This window comes from Micrococcus sp. ACRRV (genome assembly GCF_022346985.1).
Lineage (GTDB): Bacteria > Actinomycetota > Actinomycetes > Actinomycetales > Micrococcaceae > Micrococcus > Micrococcus porci.
The window spans coordinates 15,965-36,871 of record NZ_JAKRNH010000009.1 but is presented as its reverse complement, the minus strand read 5'-3'; the positions used below and the strand labels follow the sequence as shown (position 1 = coordinate 36,871).

The following is a 20,907-nucleotide window of genomic DNA, read 5'->3' as shown; positions in this document are numbered from 1 at the left end:
CCCCCCGGCACCGCCCCCGCGTCGAACGCGCCCCGCCGACGGCGCGGCAGCGGCACCGCAGGGCGAGCCTCAGAAGAGCACGTCCGGCTCCGCCCCGGTGCCCGGCACCCCGAGGTTCCAGGAACGGCGATGGTGCTCGGTGACCCCCAGCTCCACGAGGGCGGACCGGTGCGCGGCCGCCCCGTAGCCCTTGTTCCCGGCCCATCCGTAGGCCGGGTGGGCCGCCGAGAGCGCGATCATGGCGTCGTCGCGGCCCACCTTCGCGGCGATCGACGCCGCCGCCACGGTGGCGCAGCGGTCCTCCGCCTTGACCATCATGTGCGGCGCCGGCGGGACGGGCCCGGTGACGACGTCGTCCATCCCGCCGCCGCGGGCGTGGCGCAGCCAGTCGTCGGAGCCGTCGAGGATCAGGGCCACGGGCTCCTCCCCCAGCGCGGCCAGGAGACCGGCCCACGCGCGGCACCCGGCCAGCGCGAGGGCCCGGGTGATGCCGAGCCGATCGATCTCGGCGGGGCTCGCCTCCCCCAGGACGACGCCGGCCGCCCACGCCTCGATCTCGGAGGCCAGGGCGCGCCGCCGCCGGTCAGTCAGGGCCTTGGAGTCCCGCACGGCCGGCACGACCCCGAGGGCGGGCACACGCGCGGCGCAGACGCCCACGGTCACGGGGCCGGCGAGGGCGCCCCGGCCGACCTCGTCCATCCCCGCCACCAGGGCGCTCGCCCCCGGGCCGATCGCGGCCTCGGCCAGGGACGCCTCCACGTCCAGTCCGGCGCGCACCACCGGAGGCCGCGGGCTCACGGCAGCTTCGCCAGGGGGCCGGGCCCCACGGCCCCGGCCCGGTCGAGGGGCCACACGACGCCCTCGACCCGGCCCACGACGTCGTCCACGGACACCATGCCGCCGCCCGGCCCGTGCTGGTGCTGACGGGAGTCCTGGGACGCGGACCGGTGGTCGCCCAGCACCCACAGGCCGCCGTCCGGCACGACGACGTCGAACGCCTCCTGCGCGGCCGGTCCCGCCACGTACGGCTCGTCGACGGGCACGCCGTTGACCTCCAGCCGCGCGTCCTCCGGGCTCCACCGGACCCGGTCCCCGGGCAGGCCGACGACCCGCTTGACCAGGTGACCCTCCTGCGTGCCGAGCCCGAGGGCGGCGACCGCGGCGTGCAGCGGGTCGGCGTGGACGGCCTCCGCGCCGGCGAGCCAGCCGCGCGCGTCGCGGAACACGACGACGTCCCCGCGGCGCAGCTCCAGCGGACCGGGCACGAGCAGGTCCACGGCCACGCGGTCCCCGGGCCGCAGGGTGGGCTCCATGGAGGCGGAGGGGATGGCGAACATGCGCACGAGGAGCAGCTGGACCGCCAGCAGGAGGGCCAGCGTGACGGCGACGGTGACGGCGGCCGCGCGCAGCGGGTGCCCCGGGTGCTCCGCCGCGGGCGCCGCCGCGGGATCCGCGGTCCCGGCCGCGGCGGGGGTGACGGGCGCCTCAGCCACGGGACCCGTCCTGCGCGCCCGCGGGGACGTCCCCGCGGCGGTCGAGGGGCCAGGCGACCGAGTCGACCCGCCCGATGACCTTCTCCACCGGGATGAGGCCGCCGCCGGGGGCGCCGAGCAGGGCGCGGGAGTCTCGGGAGACGTCGCGGTTGTCCCCGAGCACCACCATGCGTCCCTCCGGCACCTCGAAGGCCCACGTGCTCCGGGACGCCGGGGCGGCCGCGTCCACCGTGCGGCCGAGGTAGGACTCGTCGAGGGGCGCGCCGTTGCGCTCCAGGCGGCCGTCGGCGGTGCAGCAGGACAGGGTGTCCCCCGGCAGCGCGAGCACGCGCTTGACGTACACGTCCTGAGCGGCGCCGACGCCCCAGAACGCCGCCACGTCCTCCAGGCCCCGGTCGAGGGCCGTGCGAGAGCGGTAGGGGGCCAGGCTCCCGGCGCCGTCGAACACCACGACGTCCCCGTGCTCCAGGCCTGCGCCGTCGGCCGCGGCGGTGTCCACGTGCACCCGGTCCCCGGGCAGCAGCGTCGGCTCCATGGACCCGGACGGCACGAGGTAGACGGGGCCGGTGAACGCTCGCAGGAGCGCGGCCGCCACGACGGCGCCCGCGAGGGTCAGCAGGACGAGGGCCCACCAGGGCCGGCCGGCCTCCCCGGACGCGCGGGAGCCCCGCGACCGGTTCCGGTCACGGGGCTCCTGTGCGCGCATGGTGCGTCTCCGGACGGCCGCGGGGGCCGCCCGGAGCGGATCACTTGGCGTCGGCGCGCTTCTCGCGGATGCGGGCGGCCTTGCCGTGGCGATCGCGCATGTAGTACAGCTTCGCGCGGCGCACGTCGCCCTTGGTGAGGACCTCGATCTTGTCGATCACCGGGGAGTGCACCGGGAAGACGCGCTCCACGCCCACGCCGAAGGACACCTTGCGGACGCGGAAGGTCTCACGCACGCCGTGGCCCTGGCGGCCCATGACGTAGCCCTGGAAGACCTGCACGCGGGCGGTCTTGCCCTCGATGATGTTCACGTGCACCTTGACGGTGTCGCCGGGGCCGAACGCGGGGATGTCCTCGCGGAGGGAGGCCTTGTCGAAGGAGTCGAGGATGTGCATGCTGCTTCTCCCTGGTGGACGCCGCAGGTCATCCACGTGGTCTGCCGGGCGGCGTCGCCCCGCGCGTCGGCGGGGCGGGACGGCCGTCCCGAAGTCCTGGTTCCGGGCCGGCCGCGATCGCGGGGCCCGTGGTCCGTGCCGTCGACGCGCGCCCCCTGCGGCAGGTCGGGCGTCCGGTGGACACGAGGATCCATTATGCCACACACCCGACGCGCGGGCGGCGTCAGTCCTCCGCGGCGGACCCGGCGTGGTGGGCGGCCCAGAGATCGGGCCGACGGATCCGCGTGCGCTCCTCCTGCTGGTCACGGCGCCAGGCGGCGATCCTGCCGTGGTCCCCGGAGAGCAGCACGGGCGGCACCTCGCGGTCCCTCCACATGGACGGCTTGGTGTAGACGGGGTACTCGAGCAGGCCGTCCTCATGGGACTCCTCCACGAGGGACTCCGGGTTGCCCACCACCCCGGGCACGAGCCGGCCGACGGCCTCGATCACGGCCAACGCCGCGACCTCGCCGCCGTTGAGCACGTAGTCCCCGAGGGAGAACAGGCGCACGTCGAAGAGGTCCTCGGCCCAGCCGAACACGCGCTCGTCGATGCCCTCGTAGCGGCCGCAGGCGAACGCCAGGTGCTCGGCCTGGGCGAGCTCGCGCGCCGTGGCCTGGGTGAACGGCGTGCCCGAGGGGGTGGGCACCATGAGGATCGGCTTCGCCGGGGCGGCCATGGGGCTCGCGGCGGCGACCGCCTCCAGGGACAGGGCCCAGGGCTCGGGCTTCATCACCATGCCGGCGCCGCCGCCGTAGGGGGTGTCGTCCACGGTGCGGTGGCGGTCCGTGGTGACGTCCCGCAGGTCGTGGACGTGCACGTCCACGAGCCCCTCGCGGCGGGCCTTGCCCAGCAGGGAGACGTCCAGGACGGCCATGTACTCGGGGAAGATGCTGACGACGTCGATGCGCACGGCTCAGCCCTCGCCCGCCGTGGTCTCGGAGGCCAGCTCGAGCAGCCCGGGCGGCGGAGCGACCACCACGACGCCGGCCTCCTGGTCCACCTCGGGGACGATCTCCTCCACGAACGGGACGAGGGCGTCGTCACCGGTCGCGTCCAGGCGGACCTGCAGCAGGTCCTGCACGGTGCCCGTGAGCAGCCCGGTCACGACGCCCACACGGGCGCCGTCGACGTGGACCTCGAGGTCGAGGAGGTCGTCCTCGTACCAGGCGTCGTCCTCGACCTTTTCCAGGGGCGCGGCGTACAGCTGGGCGCCGCGCAGCGCCTCGGCGGCGTTGCGGTCGGGGACCTCGGCGAAGCCCACCACGAGGATGGCCTTGTTCCACCGGGCGCGCGTGACGGTGAGCGCCGCCGGGGCGCCGGGCGGGCCCTGGCGCACCTCGAGACGGGAGTCGGCGGCGAAGCGGGCCTCGGGGTCGTCGGTGAACAGCTGGACGGTCACCTCCCCTCGGATGCCGTGGGGCTTGCCGATCCGCGCGACGCGGACCTGGGCCTCGGTCTCGGCGGGCTGGGGTGCGGGGCTCATGGGTCTCTCTTCTTCGGCGGGCGGATCGGGGCGGGCGGTCGCGCCGGACGGGTGGCGCCCCGGTCCCGGGACGACGACGGCCCGCACCGTCGGGGGACGGTGCGGGCCGTGTCGGCGGGCGAGCCGGGGGCTCAGCGGGCCCGGTCGGTCTCCACCACGTCCACGCGGACGGGGTGGCCGGCCAGGCCGTCGAGCACGGTGCGCAGCGCGGTGGCGGTGCGCCCCTGGCGGCCGATCACGCGGCCGAGATCCTCCGGAGCCACCCGAACCTCCAGCATCTCCCCGCGCCGCTGGGGGCGCGAGGCGACGCGGACGGCGTCCGGGGTGTCCACGATGCCGCGGACGAGGTGCTCCAGGGCCTCGGCCAGCATGCTCACTCGGCCTTCTCGGCATCCTCGGCCGGGGCCTCGGCGTCGGCGGCCTCCTCGACCGGGGCCTCAGCCTCGGCGGACTCGGCCGGGGCCTCCTCCTGCTTGGGCTCCTCGGGGAGGATCACGGACTCCTTGGCGGGGGCCACGAAGGCCTCCTTCTCACCCTTGGTCTTCAGGGTGCCCTCGGCGCCGGCCTCGCCCTTGAACTTCTGCCAGTCGCCGGTGATCTTCAGGAGGGCGGCCACCTGCTCGGTCGGCTGGGCGCCGACGGACAGCCAGTACTGCGCGCGCTCCGAGTCGATCTCGATGAACGAGGGCTCCTCGGTGGGGTGGTACTTGCCGATCTCCTCGATGGCACGGCCATCGCGACGGGTGCGCGAGTCCATGACGACGACGCGGTAGTAGGGGGCGCGAATCTTGCCGAAGCGCTTCAGACGGATCTTGACAGCCACGTGTGTGGTTCTCCTTCAGGGATCTGGGGGCCGGTCGGCGGCGCCGCGTGGGGGCAGCGGGGCCGGGTGACCGACGAACGGAACGGAGCGCGCGGAGGATAGAGGGTCGTCCGGGCTCACGCTCAGTGCTGGACCATTCTGCCAGACGACGCCGCCCGCGCGCACCTCGGACGCGCGGGCGGGGCGGGGTGCACCCGGGCTGGCTCGGCTCAGCGGTCCTTGAGGTACTTCTCGAAGCCCGCGGGCAGGTTCAGCTGGGACGGGTCGAAGTCGGTCATGTCGGGCATCGTCCCGCCCTGCCCGAACACGCCGCCGGCGGCGGGGCGGGATCGGCGCTCCTCCAGGGCCCTGCGCTCGGCGGCCGCCTTGGCGGGGTTGCCGGACTTCACCTTGGTCTTCTTGGCGTTCCTGCCCTTGGACTTGCGGCCCGGGCCGGGGCCCATGCCCGGCATGCCGGGGACGCCGCCGCCGGCGAGCTTCTTCATCATCTTCTGCGCCTCGGCGAAGCGCTCCAGGAGGGCGTTCACCTCGGTCACCTGCACGCCCGATCCCTTGGCGATGCGGGCGCGCCGGGAGCCGTTGATGATCTTCGGGGCGACGCGCTCGTGCGGCGTCATGGAGTGGATGATCGCCTCGACGCGGCCGATCGAGGACTCGTCGAACTGCTCGAGCTGCTGCCGCATGCCCTGGGCGCCGGGCATCATGCCCAGCAGCTTCTTCATGGAGCCCATCTTCTTGAGCTGCTGCATCTGGGTCAGGAAGTCGTCGAAGGTGAAGTCCTCCTGGTCCGCGAACTTCTTGGCCATCTTTTCGGCCTCGGCGCGGTCCCAGTTCTGCTCGGCCTGCTCGATCAGGGAGAGCACGTCGCCCATGTCGAGGATGCGGGAGGCCATGCGGTCCGGGTGGAAGACCTCGAAGTCCTTCAGGCCCTCGCCGGTGGAGGCGAACATGATCGGCTTGCCGGTCACGTGGCGCACGGACAGGGCCGCGCCGCCGCGGGCGTCGCCGTCGAGCTTGGTGAGGACGACGCCGGTGAAACCGACGCCCTCGTTGAACGCCTGGGCGGTGGCCACGGCGTCCTGGCCGATCATCGCGTCGATGACGAAGAGGACCTCGTCCGGCTGGACGGCGGCGCGGATGTCCGCGGCCTGCTGCATCAACTCGGCGTCCACGCCGAGACGGCCGGCGGTGTCGATGATGACGACGTCGTGGTACTTGGTGTTGGCCTCGTCGATGCCGGCACGGGCCACCTGAACCGGGTCGCCCGTGGCGGCCTCGAACTCGGAGGACACGCCCGGGTGCGGGGCGAACACCGGGACGCCGGCGCGCTCGCCGTTGACCTGCAGCTGCTTGACGGCGTTGGGGCGCTGGAGGTCGCAGGCCACGAGCAGCGGGGTGTGGCCCTGGGACTTGAGCAGGTGGGCGAGCTTGCCGGCCAGGGTCGTCTTGCCGGCGCCCTGGAGGCCCACCAGCATGATCACGGTGGTGCCGGTCTTGGCGTGCTGGATGCGCCGGGTCTCCCCGCCGAGGATCGCCACGAGCTCCTCGTTGACGATCTTGACGACCTGCTGGCCCGGGTTCAGGGCCTGCGAGACCTCCTCGCCGAGGGCCCGCTCCTTGATCTGCGCGATGAACTGGCGCACCACGGGCACCGCGACGTCCGCGTCCAGGAGGGCGCGGCGGATCTCGCGCGCGGTGGCGTCGATGTCCGCCTCGGTGAGCCGCCCCTTGCCCTTGAGGTTGCGGAACGTGGCTGTGAGGCGGTCGGACAGGGAGGTGAACACGGCGGGTGTGGTCCTTCGAAGCGGGGTCGACTGATCCGGACTCGGTCGGTCGCGGGCGCCGGGGGTCTGCCCCCGGCGCCCGCCAAGCCTAGCAACCCGAGCCGGGGCTCACTCCGCGGCGGCCGTGCTGCGGGCCTGCGCGTCCGTCGGCACGGGCACGCCGCCGAAGCCGACGTCGTAGGCCGTCTCGTCGTGCAGCGTCAGGTCGACGCCGCGCTCCTCCTCCTCGACGCTGACGCGCAGGCCGAGGGTCGCGCGGAGCACGAAGGCGATCACCGCGGTGACGACGGCGGTGAACACCACCGCGACGACGACGGCGACGGTCTGCGCGAGGAGCAGGGATCCGTCCCCGCCGTGGAAGAGGCCCGCGTGCCCGGTCTCCGGCAGCGCGAACAGCCCGATCAGCAGGGTGCCCAGGATGCCCGCGGTCAGGTGCACGCCGACCACGTCCAGCGAGTCGTCGAAGCCCCAGCGGTACTTCAGGTTCACCGCGAGGGCACAGGCCGCGCCGGCGACGAGGCCGATGACGACGGCCCCCAGCGGGCTGACGAAGGCGCAGGCCGGCGTGATCGCCACGAGGCCCGAGACGATCCCCGAGGCGGTGCCGATCGACGTCGGGCGCCCCCGGCGCAGCCACTCGACGAGGACCCAGCCGAGCATGCCGGCGGCCGCGGCGACGAGCGTGGTGACCCAGGTGAGGCCGAGCTGCTCCACATCGGAGGCCGCACCGCTGTTGAATCCGAACCAGCCGAACCACAGCAGGGCCGCACCGAGCATCGTGAACGGCACGTTGTGGGGCCGGTGGGCGGCGTCGACGCCGAAGCCCTGACGCTTGCCCATCATCATGGCCAGGACGAGCGCGGCCACGCCGGCGCTGATGTGCACCACGAGCCCGCCCGCGAAGTCGAGCGCCTCGCCCAGCCGGGCGCCGATCGCGCCGTCGGCGGAGAGCAGGCCGCCGCCCCAGACCATGTAGGCCAGCGGCGCGTAGACCAGCGTGACCCACACCGGCACGAACACGCACCAGGTCGAGAACTTGGCGCGGTCGGCGACCGCGCCGGAGATCAGGGCCACCGCGATGATCGCGAAGGTGGCCGAGAAGCCGACGGAGATCAGGTCCCCGTCCGCCATGGACTGCACGGCGCCCAGATCGTTCAGCGGGCTGCCCACGATCCCGGCCAGCCCGTCGCCGCTGGTCATGCCGTAGGCCCACAGGATCCACGCCACGCCGATGAGGCCCATGGACACGAACGACATCATCATCATGTTCAGTGCCGACTTCGCGCGGGTCATCCCGCCGTAGAAGAGGGCCAGTCCGGGGGTCATCAGGAGCACCAGTGCGGCCGCCGTCACGGTCCACACCGCTCCGGCGTCCAGGGGTGTCGTCTCGGTCATCAGGGGCCGCCCTTCGGTCTGCGCCGGCGGGCCCCGCGCGAGCGCCGAACCCGTTCGGCGTCGCTGCCCGGCCCGTGATCGGGCCGTTGGGGGGAGCATAGCGTCCGCGTCGTTCCGCGACGGAATGTGACGCGCGCCTCTCTCGAGGGGTGCGCCGGGTCCGCGGGGTGCGGCCGCCCGGGACGCGAGCGGGCCCCGTCCGACCGTGTCGGACGGGGCCCGGAGGCGTGGCGGATCAGGCGGCCAGCAGCGCGTCCACGAAGCCCTCGGCGGAGAACGGCGCGAGGTCGTCCGCGCCCTCGCCCAGGCCGATGAGCTTGACGGGCACGCCGAGCTGGCGCTGGATCGCGACGACGATGCCGCCCTTGGCGGTGCCGTCCAGCTTGGTGAGCACGATGCCGGTGACGTCCACGACCTCTGCGAAGACCTTCGCCTGGGTCAGGCCGTTCTGGCCCGTGGTGGCGTCCAGGACCAGGAGGACCTCGTCCACCTCGGCCTGCTTCTCGATGACGCGCTTGATCTTGCCGAGCTCGTCCATCAGGTTGGCCTTGTTCTGCAGTCGGCCGGCGGTGTCCACGAGCACGACGTCCGCCTCGCGCTCGATGCCGGTCTTCACGGCCTCGAAGGCCACCGACGCGGGGTCCGCGCCCTCGACGTCCGAGCGGACCGTCTCCACGCCCACGCGGGCGCCCCAGGTGGCGAGCTGCTCGGCGGCGGCGGCGCGGAAGGTGTCCGCGGCGCCCAGCACCACGGTGCGGTCCTCGGCGACGAGCACGCGGGCGAGCTTGCCCACGGTGGTGGTCTTGCCGACGCCGTTGACGCCCACGACCATCGTCACGGCCGGGTGGCCGTCGTGCGGGGTGGCGGCCAGGCGGCGGTCCATGGAGGGGTCCACCATGGCGACGAGCTCCTCGCGCAGCAGCGCGCGCACCGACTCCGGGTCGCGGGTGCCGTCCACGGTCACCCGGGCCTTGAGCCGGTCCACGAGCTCCATGGTGGGCTCGGTGCCGAGGTCCGCCATGAGGAGGGTCTCCTCGATCTCGTCCCACACGTCCTCGTCGATGTGGTCGCGCGAGAGCAGGGCCAGCAGCCCCTTGCCGAAGACGTTGTTGGACTTGAGCAGGCGCGCGCGCAGGCGCTGCAGACGGGTGCCGGCGGCCTCGGGGCGCTCCAGCTGCCGCTCGGGGGCCTCCGCGGCCTCCACGGGCTCAGCCACGGGCGCGGCGGCGTGGGAGCCGGCCCGCCCCGTCTCCTCCAGCGCCTCCTCCGGGGCGGGCGCGGAGGACGGATCGGCCACGAGACCGGCAGGGGCGGGATCGTCGGCGTCGCGCAGCTCGGTGTAGGTGCCCTTCGGCGGGGCGACGGGGCGGTCGAGCAGACCGACCAGCACGACGCCGAGCAGCAGGGCCAGGACGACGGATATGACGATGACTGTGATCACGGGTTCCAGTCTGTCACAGGGGACGGAGGCCCAGCCGGGGCCGCGGGCGGGCGAGGGACCGCGCCCCGCCGCCGCGCCCGGTGAGAGTGAGAGGATGTGCGGCATGCCCACCACCCCGTCCGACGCCCGCGCGCCCCTGCCCCGCGAGATCAAGGTGCTCGTGGCGGCCGCGTTCGTCATCGCCATCGGCTTCGGCATCATCGCTCCGCTGCTGCCCCAGTACGCCGAGCGCTTCGCGTCGGACTTCGCGAACCCGGCCACCGCCGTGGCCGCCGTCGTCTCGGCCTTCGGCCTGACGCGCCTGCTGTTCGCGCCGCTGTCCGGACGACTGACCAACCGCCTCGGCGAGACCCCCGTGTACATGACGGGCGTCCTGATCGTGGCGGCGTCCATGTACTTGATCGCGTTCGCGCAGGACTACACGCAGCTGCTGGTGTTCCGCGGCCTCGGCGGCGTGGGATCCACTCTGTTCACCGTCTCCGCCATGGCCTTCCTGGCCAGCAAGTCCCCGCCCTCGATGCGCGGGCGGGTGTCCGGGGCGTACGCCTCCGCGTTCCTGATCGGCAACATCGTCGGGCCGATCGTGGGCTCCGTCCTGTCCGTGTTCGGCTATCGGGTGCCGTTCCTGATCTATGGCACCTCCCTGGTGATCGCGGCGGCCATCGTGTTCTTCCTGCTCAAGGACACCCGCCTGCAGGACCGCGCCGCCGCGGACTCCCGCCCGGTGATGCGGCTTAGGGAGGCCCTGGACCACCCCTCCTATCGGGCGGCTCTCGTGTCCATGTTCGCCAACGGCTGGGCCACCTTCGGCGTGCGCAACGCGGTCACCCCGCTCTTCGCCGCGAGCGCATTCACCGGGACCGCCCTGCTGGGCTGGACGGTCACCCAGGAGAACCAGGCGCTCATGGCCGGTTTGGCCCTGTCCGTGTTCGCCGCCGGCAACGTGGCGGCCGTGACGTTCAGCTCCCGCGTCTCCGACGTCCGCGGTCGCAAGCCGCTCATCCTCCTCGGACTGGCCGTGATGGCCGTGTGCACGGGCGTGATCGGCTTGATGACCTCGCCCCTGCTGTTCCTGGTGGCCTGTCTGCTGGCCGGCGCGGGCACCGGCACGCTCAACGCCCCGCAGCAGGCCGCCGTCTCGGACCTGGTGGGCCAAGGCCGCAAGGCAGGGCCGGTGATGTCCGTCGCGCAGATGGCGGCGGACCTGGGAGCCATCTCCGGCCCGATGCTCGTGGGCCTCGTGGTGGACGGGGCCGGCTACGGCTGGGCGTTCGCCGTCACGGGCGCCGTGCTCGCCGTCGGCTTCCTCGCCTGGCTCCGGGCCCCGGAGACCAACCTGCCGATCGCCCCGGGCGGGCCGCGCACGGGCGCGCTGCCGAAGATCGCCCCCGAGGACATCGCGCCGCCATCCCGCGACGCCTGATCTCGAAGTACTGGAGACGGCTGAGGCGCCCCCCGGCGTTGGTGGGCGCCCTCTCTCGTGCCGGGCGGCCTCAGGCGCCGTCGAAGGCGGGAAGGCGCTCCCCCACTCCCAGCAACTGGGCGATGCCGGAGACGGTGCGCTCGGCTGCACGGCCGTCGCCGTAGGGGTTCACGGCGTTCGCCATGGCCCCGTAGGCCGCCTGGTCCTGGAGTAGGCGGGCCACCTCGGTGACGACGACCTCCTCGTCCGTGCCGATCAGGCGGACCGTGCCCGCGGACACGGCCTCAGGACGCTCGGTGTTCTCCCGCATCACGAGCACGGGCTTGCCGAGGGAGGGGGCCTCCTCCTGCACGCCGCCGGAGTCGGTGAGGACCACGTCGGCCACGGAGAGCAGGTGCGTGAACTCCCCGTAGGCCAGGGGCTCGGTGACGAGCACGTTCGTCAGCCCCTCGAGGGCCGGGAGGATGGCCTCGCGCACCACGGGGTTCCGGTGTGCGGGGAGGACGAACGTCACGTCCGCATGCTCGCGGGCCAGGCGGGCCAACGCGCGCCCGACCCCGCGCATCGCGTCGCCCTGGTTCTCGCGGCGATGGGTGGTCACCAGCACGACCCGTCGTCCGGACGACTCGAGTTCGGCGAGCGCGGGATCCTCGAACGGCACGCGCCGCTCCACGGCCTCGAGCAGCGCGTCGATGACCGTGTTGCCGGTGACATACACGTCCTCTTCCGCCACGGCCTCGCGCAGGAGGTTGTCCCGGCTCACCGAGGTGGGCGGCAGGTGCAGGGCGGCGATCTGGCTCGTGATCTTGCGGTTCGCCTCCTCCGGGAACGGCGAGTGGATGTCGAAGGAGCGCAGGCCGGCCTCGGCGTGGACCACGGGGATGCCGCGGTTGAACGCGGCCACCGCCGCCGCGGTGGAGGTGGTGGTGTCCCCCTGCACGACGACGGCGTCCGGCTTCTCCTCCTGGAGGACGGCGTCGAGCCCGTCGAGGGTGCGGGCGAAGACGCCGTTGAGGGTCTGGCGGGGCCGGATGATGTTCAGGTCGTGGTCCGGGACGATGCCGAACAGCTCGTTGACCTGGTCCAGCATCTCGCGGTGCTGACCGGTGACGGTGACCACGCAGTCGAAGCGGTCGTCGACACGGAGCGCTCGAACGATCGGGGCCACCTTGATGGCCTCCGGGCGCGTTCCGTAGATGGGCATGACCTTCGGCACGTGTCCTCCTGGGTGCGGTCGGTTTCCGTCGAGTCTACCGACCGACGTCCGCCGGGAGTGGGGATGCCGGTTGCTAGACTCTGGACCCGCGCCGCTCCGGTACTTCGGCCGCCGCGCTCACCATCCATAAGGAGCAGCACGCCCATGCCCGAGTCACCCGTCCCCCAGGCCGCTCCCGGGACCACCACCCAGGTGCGAGTCGACGGCGGACGCCTGGGCCGCGTGGGCGCCCGCCCCGGCCTCCTGCAGTACATCGCGTCCCTGTGGGCATTCCGCCACTTCATCCTCTTCGACTCCCGGTCCAGGATCGCGGGCGCGACGTCCATGAACGCCCTCGGCCGCGCGTGGCTCGTGCTCAATCCGATCCTCGACGGCACCGCATACTTCTTGGTGTTCGGCCTGCTACTCGGCACGGGACGCGGGATCCCGAACTTCCTGGGATACCTGATCGTGGGCGTGTTCCTCTTCCGCTACACCACGCAAGCGATGGTCGCTGGATCCCGCTCCATCTCTGGCAACCTCTCGATCGTGCGGGCCTTCCGCTTCCCCCGGGCCACCCTCACGATCGCGACCAACATTCGTGAGCTCCTACTGTTCGGTCCGACGCTCGTGACAATGATCCTCCTCGTGTTGGTCCTCCCCCAGGCCGAGACCATCACGTGGCGCTGGCTGCTGCTGGTGCCCCTGCTCGCTGTCCAGACCGCCTTCAACATCGGGCTCTCGCTCCTGCTGGCGCGCGTGGTCGCCCGGTGGCCCGACGTGGCAAACCTCATCTCGTTCGGCACCCGAATCTGGCTGTACCTCTCGGCGGTGTTCTTCAGCGTCGACCGCTTCGCATCACACCCCGTGATGGTCACCGCCATGCATCTGAACCCCATGTACTGCGTGCTCGACATCGCCCGGCAGTCACTGCTTTACGGCCGGGACGCCGAACCCGCCCGGTGGCTCGTCCTCCTCGCATGGACGGCCGTCGTGCTGGCCGTCGGGCTCGTCGTGTTCTGGCAGGCCGAGGAGAAGTACGGGGAGGAGCGATGACCACGGACTCTCCCACACTCCAGCCCGCCGTCGTCGTGGACGGCGTCTCGATGACGTACCGCGTCCGCTCCGCCGAGGCCGTCCAGCGCGGCGGAGGTCCCCAGCGCCTGCTGCGCGGGGCCCGCGGGGTCCGAACGAGCACGGTCGAGGCTCTTCAGCCGCTGTCCTTCCTCGTCGAGCGCGGCGAGGCCGTGGGCGTCATCGGGACCAACGGCTCCGGCAAGTCCACGCTCATGAAAATCATCACGGGGCAGCTGCAGCCGACGACCGGCCATGTCTACGCCACCAGCACGCCCGTGATGCTCGGCGTCAACGCCGCACTCGTGCGCCAGGTCTCGGGCGAGGACAACATCATGCTCGGGTGCCTCGCCATGGGCATGACCCGGGAACAGGCGCGCGCCAAGCGCGACGACGTCGCGGAGCTCTCCGGCCTGGACGAGGCCTCACTGCAGCTCCCGCTCAAGGCGTACTCCTCGGGCATGGCTGCGCGGCTGCAGTTCGCGATCGCGACCGCCGTGGACCCCGACATCCTCGTCATCGACGAGGCCCTCAACACCGGTGACGCGCAGTTCCGGGCGCGTACCCGGGCCCGCCTCGACCTCCTCCGGGAGAACGCGGGCTGCGTATTCCTTGTCAGCCACTCCCTCAGCACACTGCAGGAGATGTGCACTCGGTGCCTGTGGATCGAGAAGGGCGTGCTCATCATGGACAGCAACCCCCGTTCCGTCACGCGCACCTACGCCCGTTACGCCAAGCGGATGGCCCAAGGCGAGCACGACGAGGCCGCGAAGATCCTTGCCGACGAGCACGGCGTGCTGCGTCAGACGGCAATCACCTGGGTCGGATCCGCGCCGGCGGGTGCACTGACCCCATGACTGCCGCGGCAACGGGCCCCTTCCTGCGCCGGTGGTCAGCCCGCGGGCTCGTGGTAGCGGACCGCGCCGTAGAACGTCTGGGCAAGACAGCCGGTCATGCGGCACGGATAGCACGGGGCAAACTCGGGCGCACCGTGTTGCCCACCGACGCTCTCCTGCCCGTGGGCGACGGGCGGATCCCGTGCCGAACCGACGACGAAGCCCTGCCGGCCGCGCTCCTGCCGCTGCCCGCTCCTCGCCGCGCGTTGCGCGCACTCGCCGGCCCCGTGCGTCCCTCCCTCGACGCCTGGGCTCCGTGGGGCCCGCAACCCTCCGACGCCCCGGCCGTCGTGCTCCTACCGGTCCACCAAGCGATCAACGGCACCTGGGACCTTGCGGCCGCCGCCGTCCTGGCCCGCGAGCGGGCCGCAGCCCATCCCGAGACGATCCCCCCGCACACGGTCCTGCTGTGCTCGCGTGCTCAACGCGGGGAGGCACTGCGCCTGCTGCGGGCCGGGAGCCTGCGGGATCCCCGCGGCGTTCAGCTCCTCTCCGCCGACCCGCTTAAGGGCGGAGCAGCCCCGCCCGCCCTCCTGGCCGACGCCCTGCGTCTCGTGGACGCCGTCCTCGTGCCGCAGGGAGCCGCGCCTCCCCAGTCCGCGATCCACACCGCGCACGCGGCCGGACGGCCCGTGCTGGAGGGGCCGACGGCCCCTCCGCTCCCGGAGGTCGTCTCCCTCGGGCGCGCCGCCCGACTGGACCTCGCCCGCGAGCTCGGCGGAACCGACCTCGGGCGGACAGCGGACGCGCCGACACCCACCGTCGAGGAGGTGCGTGAGACCCGCCGCGTCGTCGTGGCCGGCCACGACTTGAAGTTCGCAGGCGAGGTGATCGAGGCCCTTCAGGCTGAGGGCCACGAGGTCCGGATCGACCCGTGGGCCGGCCATGCGCGGCATGACCACGAGCGCAGCCGTGCGCTCGCCGACTGGGCCGACGTCGTCCACTGCGAATGGAGCCTCGGCAACCTGGCCTGGTACTCCAGGCGGCTCCCCCATCACACCCGCCTGACAACCCGTACCCACCTTCAGGAAGCCTCAACGTCGTTCCCGGCGAGAACCCGCGTCGACCGTGTCGACGCGTGGGTCTTCGTGGCTTCTCACGTGCGCGACCAGGTCCTCGGCGACCTTACGGACCGGCCACGGAGCGTGCAGGTCGTGCCGAACGGCGTGGCGGACCCCGGCCAGGACGTGCGCGACGCCTCCCTGCGGCGTCCCGAGTTGCGCTTCACACTGGGGCTGGTCGGTGTGCTCCCCGAACGCAAGGGGCTCCACACGGCGCTCGACGTCCTGGCGGCGTTGCGTGCAGAGGATCCCCGGTTCTGCCTCCGGATTCGAGGTCACCATCCCGAGGAGCAGGCCTGGGTCGCATCCCGTCCAGCTGCCCGCGAGTACTACGCGACACAGCACGCCCGGATAGCGGACGACCCCCTGCTGCAGGGCGCAGTGCAGTGGGACCCGCACGGCCCCGACATGACGGCCTGGTATTCCGAGGTCGGCACCGTCCTCTCGACGTCGGCGTTCGAGTCGTTCCACTTCACGCTTCCGGACGGGGCCGCCCACGGCTGCCTGCCGAGGTCGCTCGCATGGGCCGGAGCGGACCGCCTCTATCCGACGTCGTGGCTTGCACCGGACGCCAAGGGCCTCGCAGCCGCCATCGGCGCGGGAGTGGGCGACGCCGACACGTGGGCCGCGGGCGTCGACGCCGCGGCCAGGCACGTCCGGCAGTGCTTCGGCCCGGAGCGGACCACTCGCCGACTTGCCGACCTGGTCGTGGGCGCCCGCGCCTGACCCGTCTACCGCTCAGGAACGCAGCCAGCCGCGGGACCACCACAGCTGGGCGGTCCGCACCCGCCAGAGGAGCTTCCGGAACGTCCGACCGTCCATGCCCGCGGGCGGAGCTGCCGCTCCCGACTCGGCCGTCCGCTGCACGGCGGCGAGCATCTCGTCGGACATGAGCGCCGCCACTGCGTCCAGCTCGTCCGCGCCGAGAATCGCGGAGGCGAGGCCGATCGCCGTGCTCGCTGCATGCTCGTCCTGCACGGGCTCGTCGGTGCTGGGGGCCGCGTCCGGCTCCGGCTCGGGCAGGGGCGCGTGGCGCTCCGCGTAGTACGGACCGGACCAGTGCTCGTCCGCACCGTTGGCCTCGAACCGCCAGGCACGTCCGTCCAGGGGGACCGCCGTGCCCTCGGGCCACACCCGGGTGAGAGCGCCGAAGGCGGCGCGGTGGCTGACGCGCTCGGCCGCCGTGAGGGTGTCGGCGACCGCGGTGAGCTCCGCGTCGCCAAGCGGATACGCGATCATGGCCTCTCCCGCGTAGAGGGAGATGTGGCCATGCATCCAGCGGCCGGAGCGGAACTGCCGGGAGAACTGGTAAAGCGCGTCCACGTCGTTCTCCGCCGGGAGAGTCTCGAACCAGTCGCGTAGCCACCCATCCAGATGTGCCCGCTCCCGGGGAGCGAGGAGGTCGGCTCCGGCGGAGAGCACGACGCCGAGCGCGGCACCGGGTGAGTAGCGCATCTTCCTGGCGGCGCCGCCCTTGTAGAGCGGCCACTGGCCCAGCATGACTCCCCAGCCCGGTCCGGCCACGTCTGCACCGAGGTACCTGCCCGTGTGGGCCTCCGATGGCGGCACCCCTCGGGAGGCCCGAAAGGTGGCGAGGACGCGGGCATCGTCGTCGGAACCCTCTGCCAGGCTGGGGCGTGTGACACGATGCTCGACCCCAGCTCGGTCCGTGAGCATTCGCGCAACCCTCACATCCAGGTCCGAGGCCACTCCGTACGTGAGGGCGTCGAGGCGCAGACCTCGGCCGCGGGTCAGCCCCAGCAGGACGCGGCTGTCCATCCCACCGCTCATGCGCAGCTGCACGGGTCGGCCGTCGAGCTGCGCCTCGGTACGATCCATCGCGGCCTGCATCGCTTCGGCGAGGGCATCTGCGCCCTCCTCCGGGGTGTGATCCGCGCTGAGTCCGTGCATCAGCCCGGACGGGGCGTCCACCAGCTTGGCCCGGCCCCCCTCTACGGCGAGCGCCTGGTCCACCGGAACGATCCGTACGTCCTCGAAGGCGCTCTGGCCAGTCAGCGAGTAGCCGGCGTGCAGGTACTCCCGAAGGAAGCCGTGGGAGAGCCGCACCGCTCCCGGCCGTCCGTCGGCCAGGGCCAGCGCGACCAACAGTGGCCGATTCGAGAGGTACACGTAGTCGGCGTCCTCGCCCCAGTGGATGGACTCGAACGCCGGGGTCGTCCCCCAGGCGGTGACGCGGGCGTTCCACCGTTCCACCAGAACGGTCACGTACTGCCCCCAGACGGGACGCTCGTAGACCAGTCGGGCGGCGCGGCGCCGCACGTGCCGCACCACGTCCGCGGCGACCTCGTGCCCCGCGCTCACCGCCCAGCGATCGCCGGCAGGCGTCAGCGGCGCGGGCATTCCCTGCCGCGACCACACCAGTGCCGCAGTGGCCGCGGAGGGGCGGACCTCGACGGGCTCCGCGTCATAGTCCCCGCCGACGAACGGCGCGTAGCCGTGCGCCGCGCGCTGGAGCACGCGCCTCGCGTCATCGGGCGGGCTCGCATCGGCATCACGTCGCATCACCAGCAGGAATTCAGTCACTGCACACCTCCGGGACCACGTCGACTCCGTGCCGACGGCACTCGGAGTCTATCCAGGGGCACGTCGTCCGGCCTCTCAGCCGGCCTCCGGCACGTCCACGCCGAGTCGCCGGTAGAGCTCGACGACGCGCCGCGCGTTGGCGCTCCACGTGCGGGTCCGCAGGGCCCACTCCCGGCCGGCGGCTCCGAGCCGCGCGCGCTGCGCGGGGTCGGCGAGCAGCTCCCCGAGCACCCCGGCCCACGCGGCCGGGTCCTCCGGGGGGACGAGCCGGCCCGTGACGCCGTCCTCGACGAGCTCCGCGAGCGCCGGCAGGTCCGAGGCGACCACGGGAGTGCCGGAGGCGGAGGCCTCAACGGACTTCATGGGCGTCACCGAGCGGGTCACCGGGAGGTCCCGGCGCGGGACGACGAACACGTCGAGGCTCGCGTGCTCCCATGCCGCCTCCTCACGGGCCACCCGGCCCGGGAAACGGCAGATCTCAGCGATCCCCAGCTCGTCCGCGAGCGCGCGCAACGCGGGCAGACTCACGCCGTCGCCCGCTATGGACACGCGGAGCCGCGGATGCTTCGGGGCGAGCAGCGCTGCCGCGCGCAGCAGGGTGTCCAGTCCCTCGTAGTCGACGAGGGAGGAGACCGTGCCCACCACGAGGTCCTCGAGGTCCAGGCCGAGGCGGGCCCGGGCCTCCCCGTGGGACGCCGGCTCTGCGAGGAACCGCTCGCCCACGGCGTTGGGGCACAGTGTGATCTGCTCCGCCGGCACGCCCTGCTCCTTGAGCCTGGTCGCCATCGCGGCGCCGAGGGTGATGACGGCGTCCGCCGAGCGGGCGGCCTCCGCCTCCGCGGCCACGAAGCGGCGGTAGCGCTCGGAGTTCCGCACTGCGGGCCCGCGCTGGGACGCCCAGGTGTCTGCGAGCTGGCCCCGGACCTCGTACACCCACGGGATGCCGTACGCCCGCGCCACGGCACGCACAGCTGCGGCGTTCACGAAGTGGGTGGTGGTGTGCAGGGCCTGGGGGCGGAAGCGCTCCACCTCGACGGCCAGCAGGCGGGCGTGCTGCTCGATGCGCGCGGCCTGCCCCTGGGCGAGGCGCCAGGGGGTGAGCCGGCGATACGTCACGTCGTCGATGACGTCCATGCGGCGCGCCCACGGCACGCCGACCTGCGCAGGCCAGCCGGGCCGGGTCACGGCCTCGACCTCCACACCGGCCTCCGCGAGCGAGCGCAGCACCGAGTGCGAGCGCTGCGCGTAGCCGGAGCCGGTGTGCGGCAGGGAGTTGGTGAGCACGTGCAGCACGCGCCCGGTCATGGGCCGGTAGTCCGGGACAGGCGGTAACGTAGGCCACTCCCCCGCAAAGGCCTCCGCCTCGCCCACGAGCCGCCGGTGCAATGCGGCCGTCGTCCGGTGCCCGGCCGACGCCGCGACGGCACCGGCCAGGTCCCCCCGGTGCTGCGCCAGGCGCGCAGCCACGGCGTGCCAGCCGCCGGAACGACGCTCGGTGGGCACGGCCTCCAGCAACGCGGCGCACAGCGCCTCATCGTCCAGCAGCAGGGCGGCGTCCGCCCGCGCCACCACGTCCCATGCCGGCGCGGCACCGTCGGCGCCGGCGTCCAGGGTGTCCCGCGCGGCGGCGGTGCGGCCCTGCATCTGCAGGCCCACGGCCCGCGCGACGGCACCGGGCACTGTCCGCTCGACAGTGCGTCCGGCGGGTTCACGCCACCTCGCCGGCAGCCGGCCCGAGCCCTGCAGGACGAGGCGCAGCGGGTCGTCCACGACGTGCTCGCGGACGAGCTGCTCCATCAGGCTCGCGTGCCGCAACCAGGGGACGGCGCACACCGTCTCGAGAGCCGCCCGGACCCGGGACATTGGCCCCACAGCGTGCTCAGGCCCCAGCGCGCCACTGGCCGCGCGTGTCGATCACGCGCTTGCCCGCGGCCTGCACGGCGAGGCCCGCGAAAGCGTCGTGGTCCACGAGCAGCAGGACGACGTCGGCCTCGGCCACGGCCTGCTCGGCCGGGACGAAGCGCACGTTCTCCTTGCCCTGCAGCTTCGCGGGCAGCTCGTCCACGTGCGGCTCGGACACGAGCACGGTGGAGCCGGAGAACTCGTCCGCGAGCTGGGCGGCGATGTTCAGCGCCGGCGACTCGCGCAGGTCGTCGATGTTCGGCTTGAAGGCGAGGCCGAGGGCAGCGACGACCGCCGGGCGGCCCTCCTTCTGCTGCACGTCGAACGCGGCGGCTTTGGCCCGCTCGATGACCCACTGCGGCTTGGCGTCGTTGATCTCGCGGGCGGCGCGGATGATGCGCGCGGTCTGCGGGGCGGCGTCCACGATGAACCACGGGTCCACCGCGATGCAGTGCCCGCCGACGCCGGGGCCCGGCTGAAGGATGTTCACGCGGGGGTGGTGGTTGGCGAGCTCGATGAGCTCCCAGACGTCGATCCCCTGCTCGGCGCAGATCAGGGACAGCTCGTTGGCGAACGCGATGTTCACGTCGCGGAAGGAGTTCTCCACGAGCTTGGCCATCTCCGCGGTGCGGCAGTCGGTGAGGAGGATCTCGCCCTCGCAGAAGGAGCGGTACAGGTCCCGGGCGCGCTCGGCGGCGGCCGGGGTGGAGCCGCCCACGATGCGGTCGTTGGTGACGAGCTCCACCATCACGCGGCCGGGGAGCACGCGCTCGGGGCAGTGCACGAAGTCCAGCGGGGCGTCCTTCAGGTCCGGACGGGCCTCGCGGATCACGTCGGCCATGTGGTCGGTGGCGCCGGGGGGCGAGGTGGACTCGAGGATCACGAGCTCGTCGCCGGTGAGCTGCGGGGCCAGCCCGCGCGCGGCGGCCTCGATGTAGGACAGGTCCGGGGCGTGGTCGCCCTGGAAGGGGGTGGGCACCGCGACGATGTAGGCGTCGGCCTTGGGGGTCTCCAGGGAGGCGTCCAGGCGGCCGGCGGCCACGTTGCGCTCGACGAAGTCGGCGAGGTCGGGCTCCACGAAGGGGACCTTGCCGGCGTTGACCGCGTCCACGGTCCGCGGGCTGACGTCCACGCCGTGCACGGTCAGCCCGTTCTCCGCCAGGATCGCTGCGGTCGGCAGGCCGATGTAGCCCAGGCCGATGACGGCGACAGTGGAGATGGTGCTCATGGAAGGATCCCTTCGTTCATGGC

At 73.0% G+C, this 20,907-nt stretch carries 19 protein-coding genes; 4 read left to right on the top strand and 15 right to left on the bottom strand.

Annotated features, from left to right (window positions below; all coding sequences use genetic code 11):
• Nucleotides 1–69: 69 nt before the first annotated feature.
• The 11 genes from MHY29_RS02030 to ftsY all read right to left on the bottom strand — a co-directional run bounded on the left by MHY29_RS02030 (nucleotide 70) and on the right by ftsY (nucleotide 9,570).
• Complete coding sequence (locus MHY29_RS02030) at nucleotides 70–798, bottom strand: ribonuclease HII (RefSeq protein ID WP_224355143.1); 729 nt, start codon at nucleotides 796–798, stop codon at nucleotides 70–72.
• Nucleotides 795–1,493, bottom strand: coding sequence for a signal peptidase I (gene lepB / locus MHY29_RS02025; protein ID WP_224355144.1), 699 nt, complete (start codon nucleotides 1,491–1,493; stop codon nucleotides 795–797). The genes MHY29_RS02030 and lepB (MHY29_RS02025) overlap by 4 nt, the downstream gene beginning before the upstream one ends.
• Nucleotides 1,486–2,199 carry a signal peptidase I gene (gene lepB, locus MHY29_RS02020; protein ID WP_224355145.1) on the bottom strand — a complete coding sequence of 238 codons (714 nt, stop codon included), beginning with the start codon at nucleotides 2,197–2,199 and terminating at the stop codon, nucleotides 1,486–1,488. The genes lepB (MHY29_RS02025) and lepB (MHY29_RS02020) overlap by 8 nt, the downstream gene beginning before the upstream one ends.
• 40 nt (nucleotides 2,200–2,239) lie before the next feature.
• Complete coding sequence (rplS, locus tag MHY29_RS02015; protein WP_224355146.1) at nucleotides 2,240–2,593, bottom strand: 50S ribosomal protein L19; 354 nt, start codon at nucleotides 2,591–2,593, stop codon at nucleotides 2,240–2,242.
• Between the two features lie 223 nt (nucleotides 2,594–2,816).
• Nucleotides 2,817–3,545 (bottom strand): tRNA (guanosine(37)-N1)-methyltransferase TrmD, encoded by a 729-nt coding sequence (gene trmD, locus MHY29_RS02010; RefSeq protein WP_224355147.1) that lies wholly within the window; start codon nucleotides 3,543–3,545, stop codon nucleotides 2,817–2,819.
• Between the two features lie 3 nt (nucleotides 3,546–3,548).
• The gene (rimM, locus tag MHY29_RS02005) at nucleotides 3,549–4,118 is read right to left on the bottom strand and encodes a ribosome maturation factor RimM (RefSeq protein ID WP_239238074.1); all 570 of its coding nucleotides are present in this window, start codon (nucleotides 4,116–4,118) and stop codon (nucleotides 3,549–3,551) included.
• Between the two features lie 131 nt (nucleotides 4,119–4,249).
• A complete protein-coding gene (locus tag MHY29_RS02000; RefSeq protein WP_224356828.1) occupies nucleotides 4,250–4,489 on the bottom strand; it encodes an RNA-binding protein in 240 nt (79 codons plus the stop codon).
• A 2-nt stretch (nucleotides 4,490–4,491) separates the two neighbouring features.
• Entirely contained in the window at nucleotides 4,492–4,941 is a 450-nt protein-coding gene (gene rpsP, locus MHY29_RS01995; RefSeq protein ID WP_224355149.1) for a 30S ribosomal protein S16, read from the bottom strand.
• Between the two features lie 209 nt (nucleotides 4,942–5,150).
• Entirely contained in the window at nucleotides 5,151–6,725 is a 1,575-nt protein-coding gene (gene ffh / locus MHY29_RS01990; RefSeq protein WP_224355150.1) for a signal recognition particle protein, read from the bottom strand.
• Between the two features lie 108 nt (nucleotides 6,726–6,833).
• Nucleotides 6,834–8,120: an ammonium transporter gene (locus MHY29_RS01985; RefSeq protein ID WP_224355151.1), complete on the bottom strand. Its 1,287-nt coding sequence runs from the start codon at nucleotides 8,118–8,120 to the stop codon at nucleotides 6,834–6,836.
• 235 nt (nucleotides 8,121–8,355) lie between these two features.
• Complete coding sequence (gene ftsY / locus MHY29_RS01980) at nucleotides 8,356–9,570, bottom strand: signal recognition particle-docking protein FtsY (RefSeq protein ID WP_239238075.1); 1,215 nt, start codon at nucleotides 9,568–9,570, stop codon at nucleotides 8,356–8,358.
• A 94-nt stretch (nucleotides 9,571–9,664) separates the two neighbouring features.
• Here ftsY and MHY29_RS01975 point away from each other — a divergent pair, with 94 nt between their 5' ends.
• Nucleotides 9,665–10,984, top strand: coding sequence for an MFS transporter (locus tag MHY29_RS01975; protein WP_239238073.1), 1,320 nt, complete (start codon nucleotides 9,665–9,667; stop codon nucleotides 10,982–10,984).
• Between the two features lie 70 nt (nucleotides 10,985–11,054).
• Here MHY29_RS01975 and wecB read toward each other — a convergent pair whose 3' ends face one another.
• Nucleotides 11,055–12,200, bottom strand: coding sequence for a non-hydrolyzing UDP-N-acetylglucosamine 2-epimerase (gene wecB, locus MHY29_RS01970; protein WP_239238072.1), 1,146 nt, complete (start codon nucleotides 12,198–12,200; stop codon nucleotides 11,055–11,057).
• A gap of 144 nt (nucleotides 12,201–12,344) precedes the next feature.
• Here wecB and MHY29_RS01965 point away from each other — a divergent pair, with 144 nt between their 5' ends.
• From MHY29_RS01965 to MHY29_RS01955, 3 genes are all read left to right on the top strand, one after another.
• Nucleotides 12,345–13,235: an ABC transporter permease gene (locus MHY29_RS01965; protein ID WP_239238071.1), complete on the top strand. Its 891-nt coding sequence runs from the start codon at nucleotides 12,345–12,347 to the stop codon at nucleotides 13,233–13,235.
• Nucleotides 13,232–14,110: an ABC transporter ATP-binding protein gene (locus MHY29_RS01960; RefSeq protein ID WP_239238070.1), complete on the top strand. Its 879-nt coding sequence runs from the start codon at nucleotides 13,232–13,234 to the stop codon at nucleotides 14,108–14,110. The genes MHY29_RS01965 and MHY29_RS01960 overlap by 4 nt, the downstream gene beginning before the upstream one ends.
• 134 nt (nucleotides 14,111–14,244) lie before the next feature.
• A complete protein-coding gene (locus MHY29_RS01955) occupies nucleotides 14,245–15,936 on the top strand; it encodes a glycosyltransferase family 4 protein (protein WP_239238069.1) in 1,692 nt (563 codons plus the stop codon).
• Nucleotides 15,937–15,948: 12 nt separating this feature from the next.
• Here the strand turns inward: MHY29_RS01955 and MHY29_RS01950 are convergent, their stop codons facing one another.
• The 3 genes from MHY29_RS01950 to wecC form a co-directional block, all read right to left on the bottom strand.
• Nucleotides 15,949–17,688 carry a hypothetical protein gene (locus tag MHY29_RS01950; protein ID WP_239238068.1) on the bottom strand — a complete coding sequence of 580 codons (1,740 nt, stop codon included), beginning with the start codon at nucleotides 17,686–17,688 and terminating at the stop codon, nucleotides 15,949–15,951.
• A 141-nt stretch (nucleotides 17,689–17,829) separates the two neighbouring features.
• Entirely contained in the window at nucleotides 17,830–19,551 is a 1,722-nt protein-coding gene (locus MHY29_RS01945) for a glycosyltransferase family 4 protein (RefSeq protein ID WP_239238067.1), read from the bottom strand.
• A gap of 82 nt (nucleotides 19,552–19,633) precedes the next feature.
• Nucleotides 19,634–20,884, bottom strand: a complete 1,251-nt coding sequence (gene wecC, locus MHY29_RS01940) for a UDP-N-acetyl-D-mannosamine dehydrogenase (RefSeq protein ID WP_239238066.1) — start codon at nucleotides 20,882–20,884, stop codon at nucleotides 19,634–19,636.
• Nucleotides 20,885–20,907: the final 23 nt, after the last annotated feature.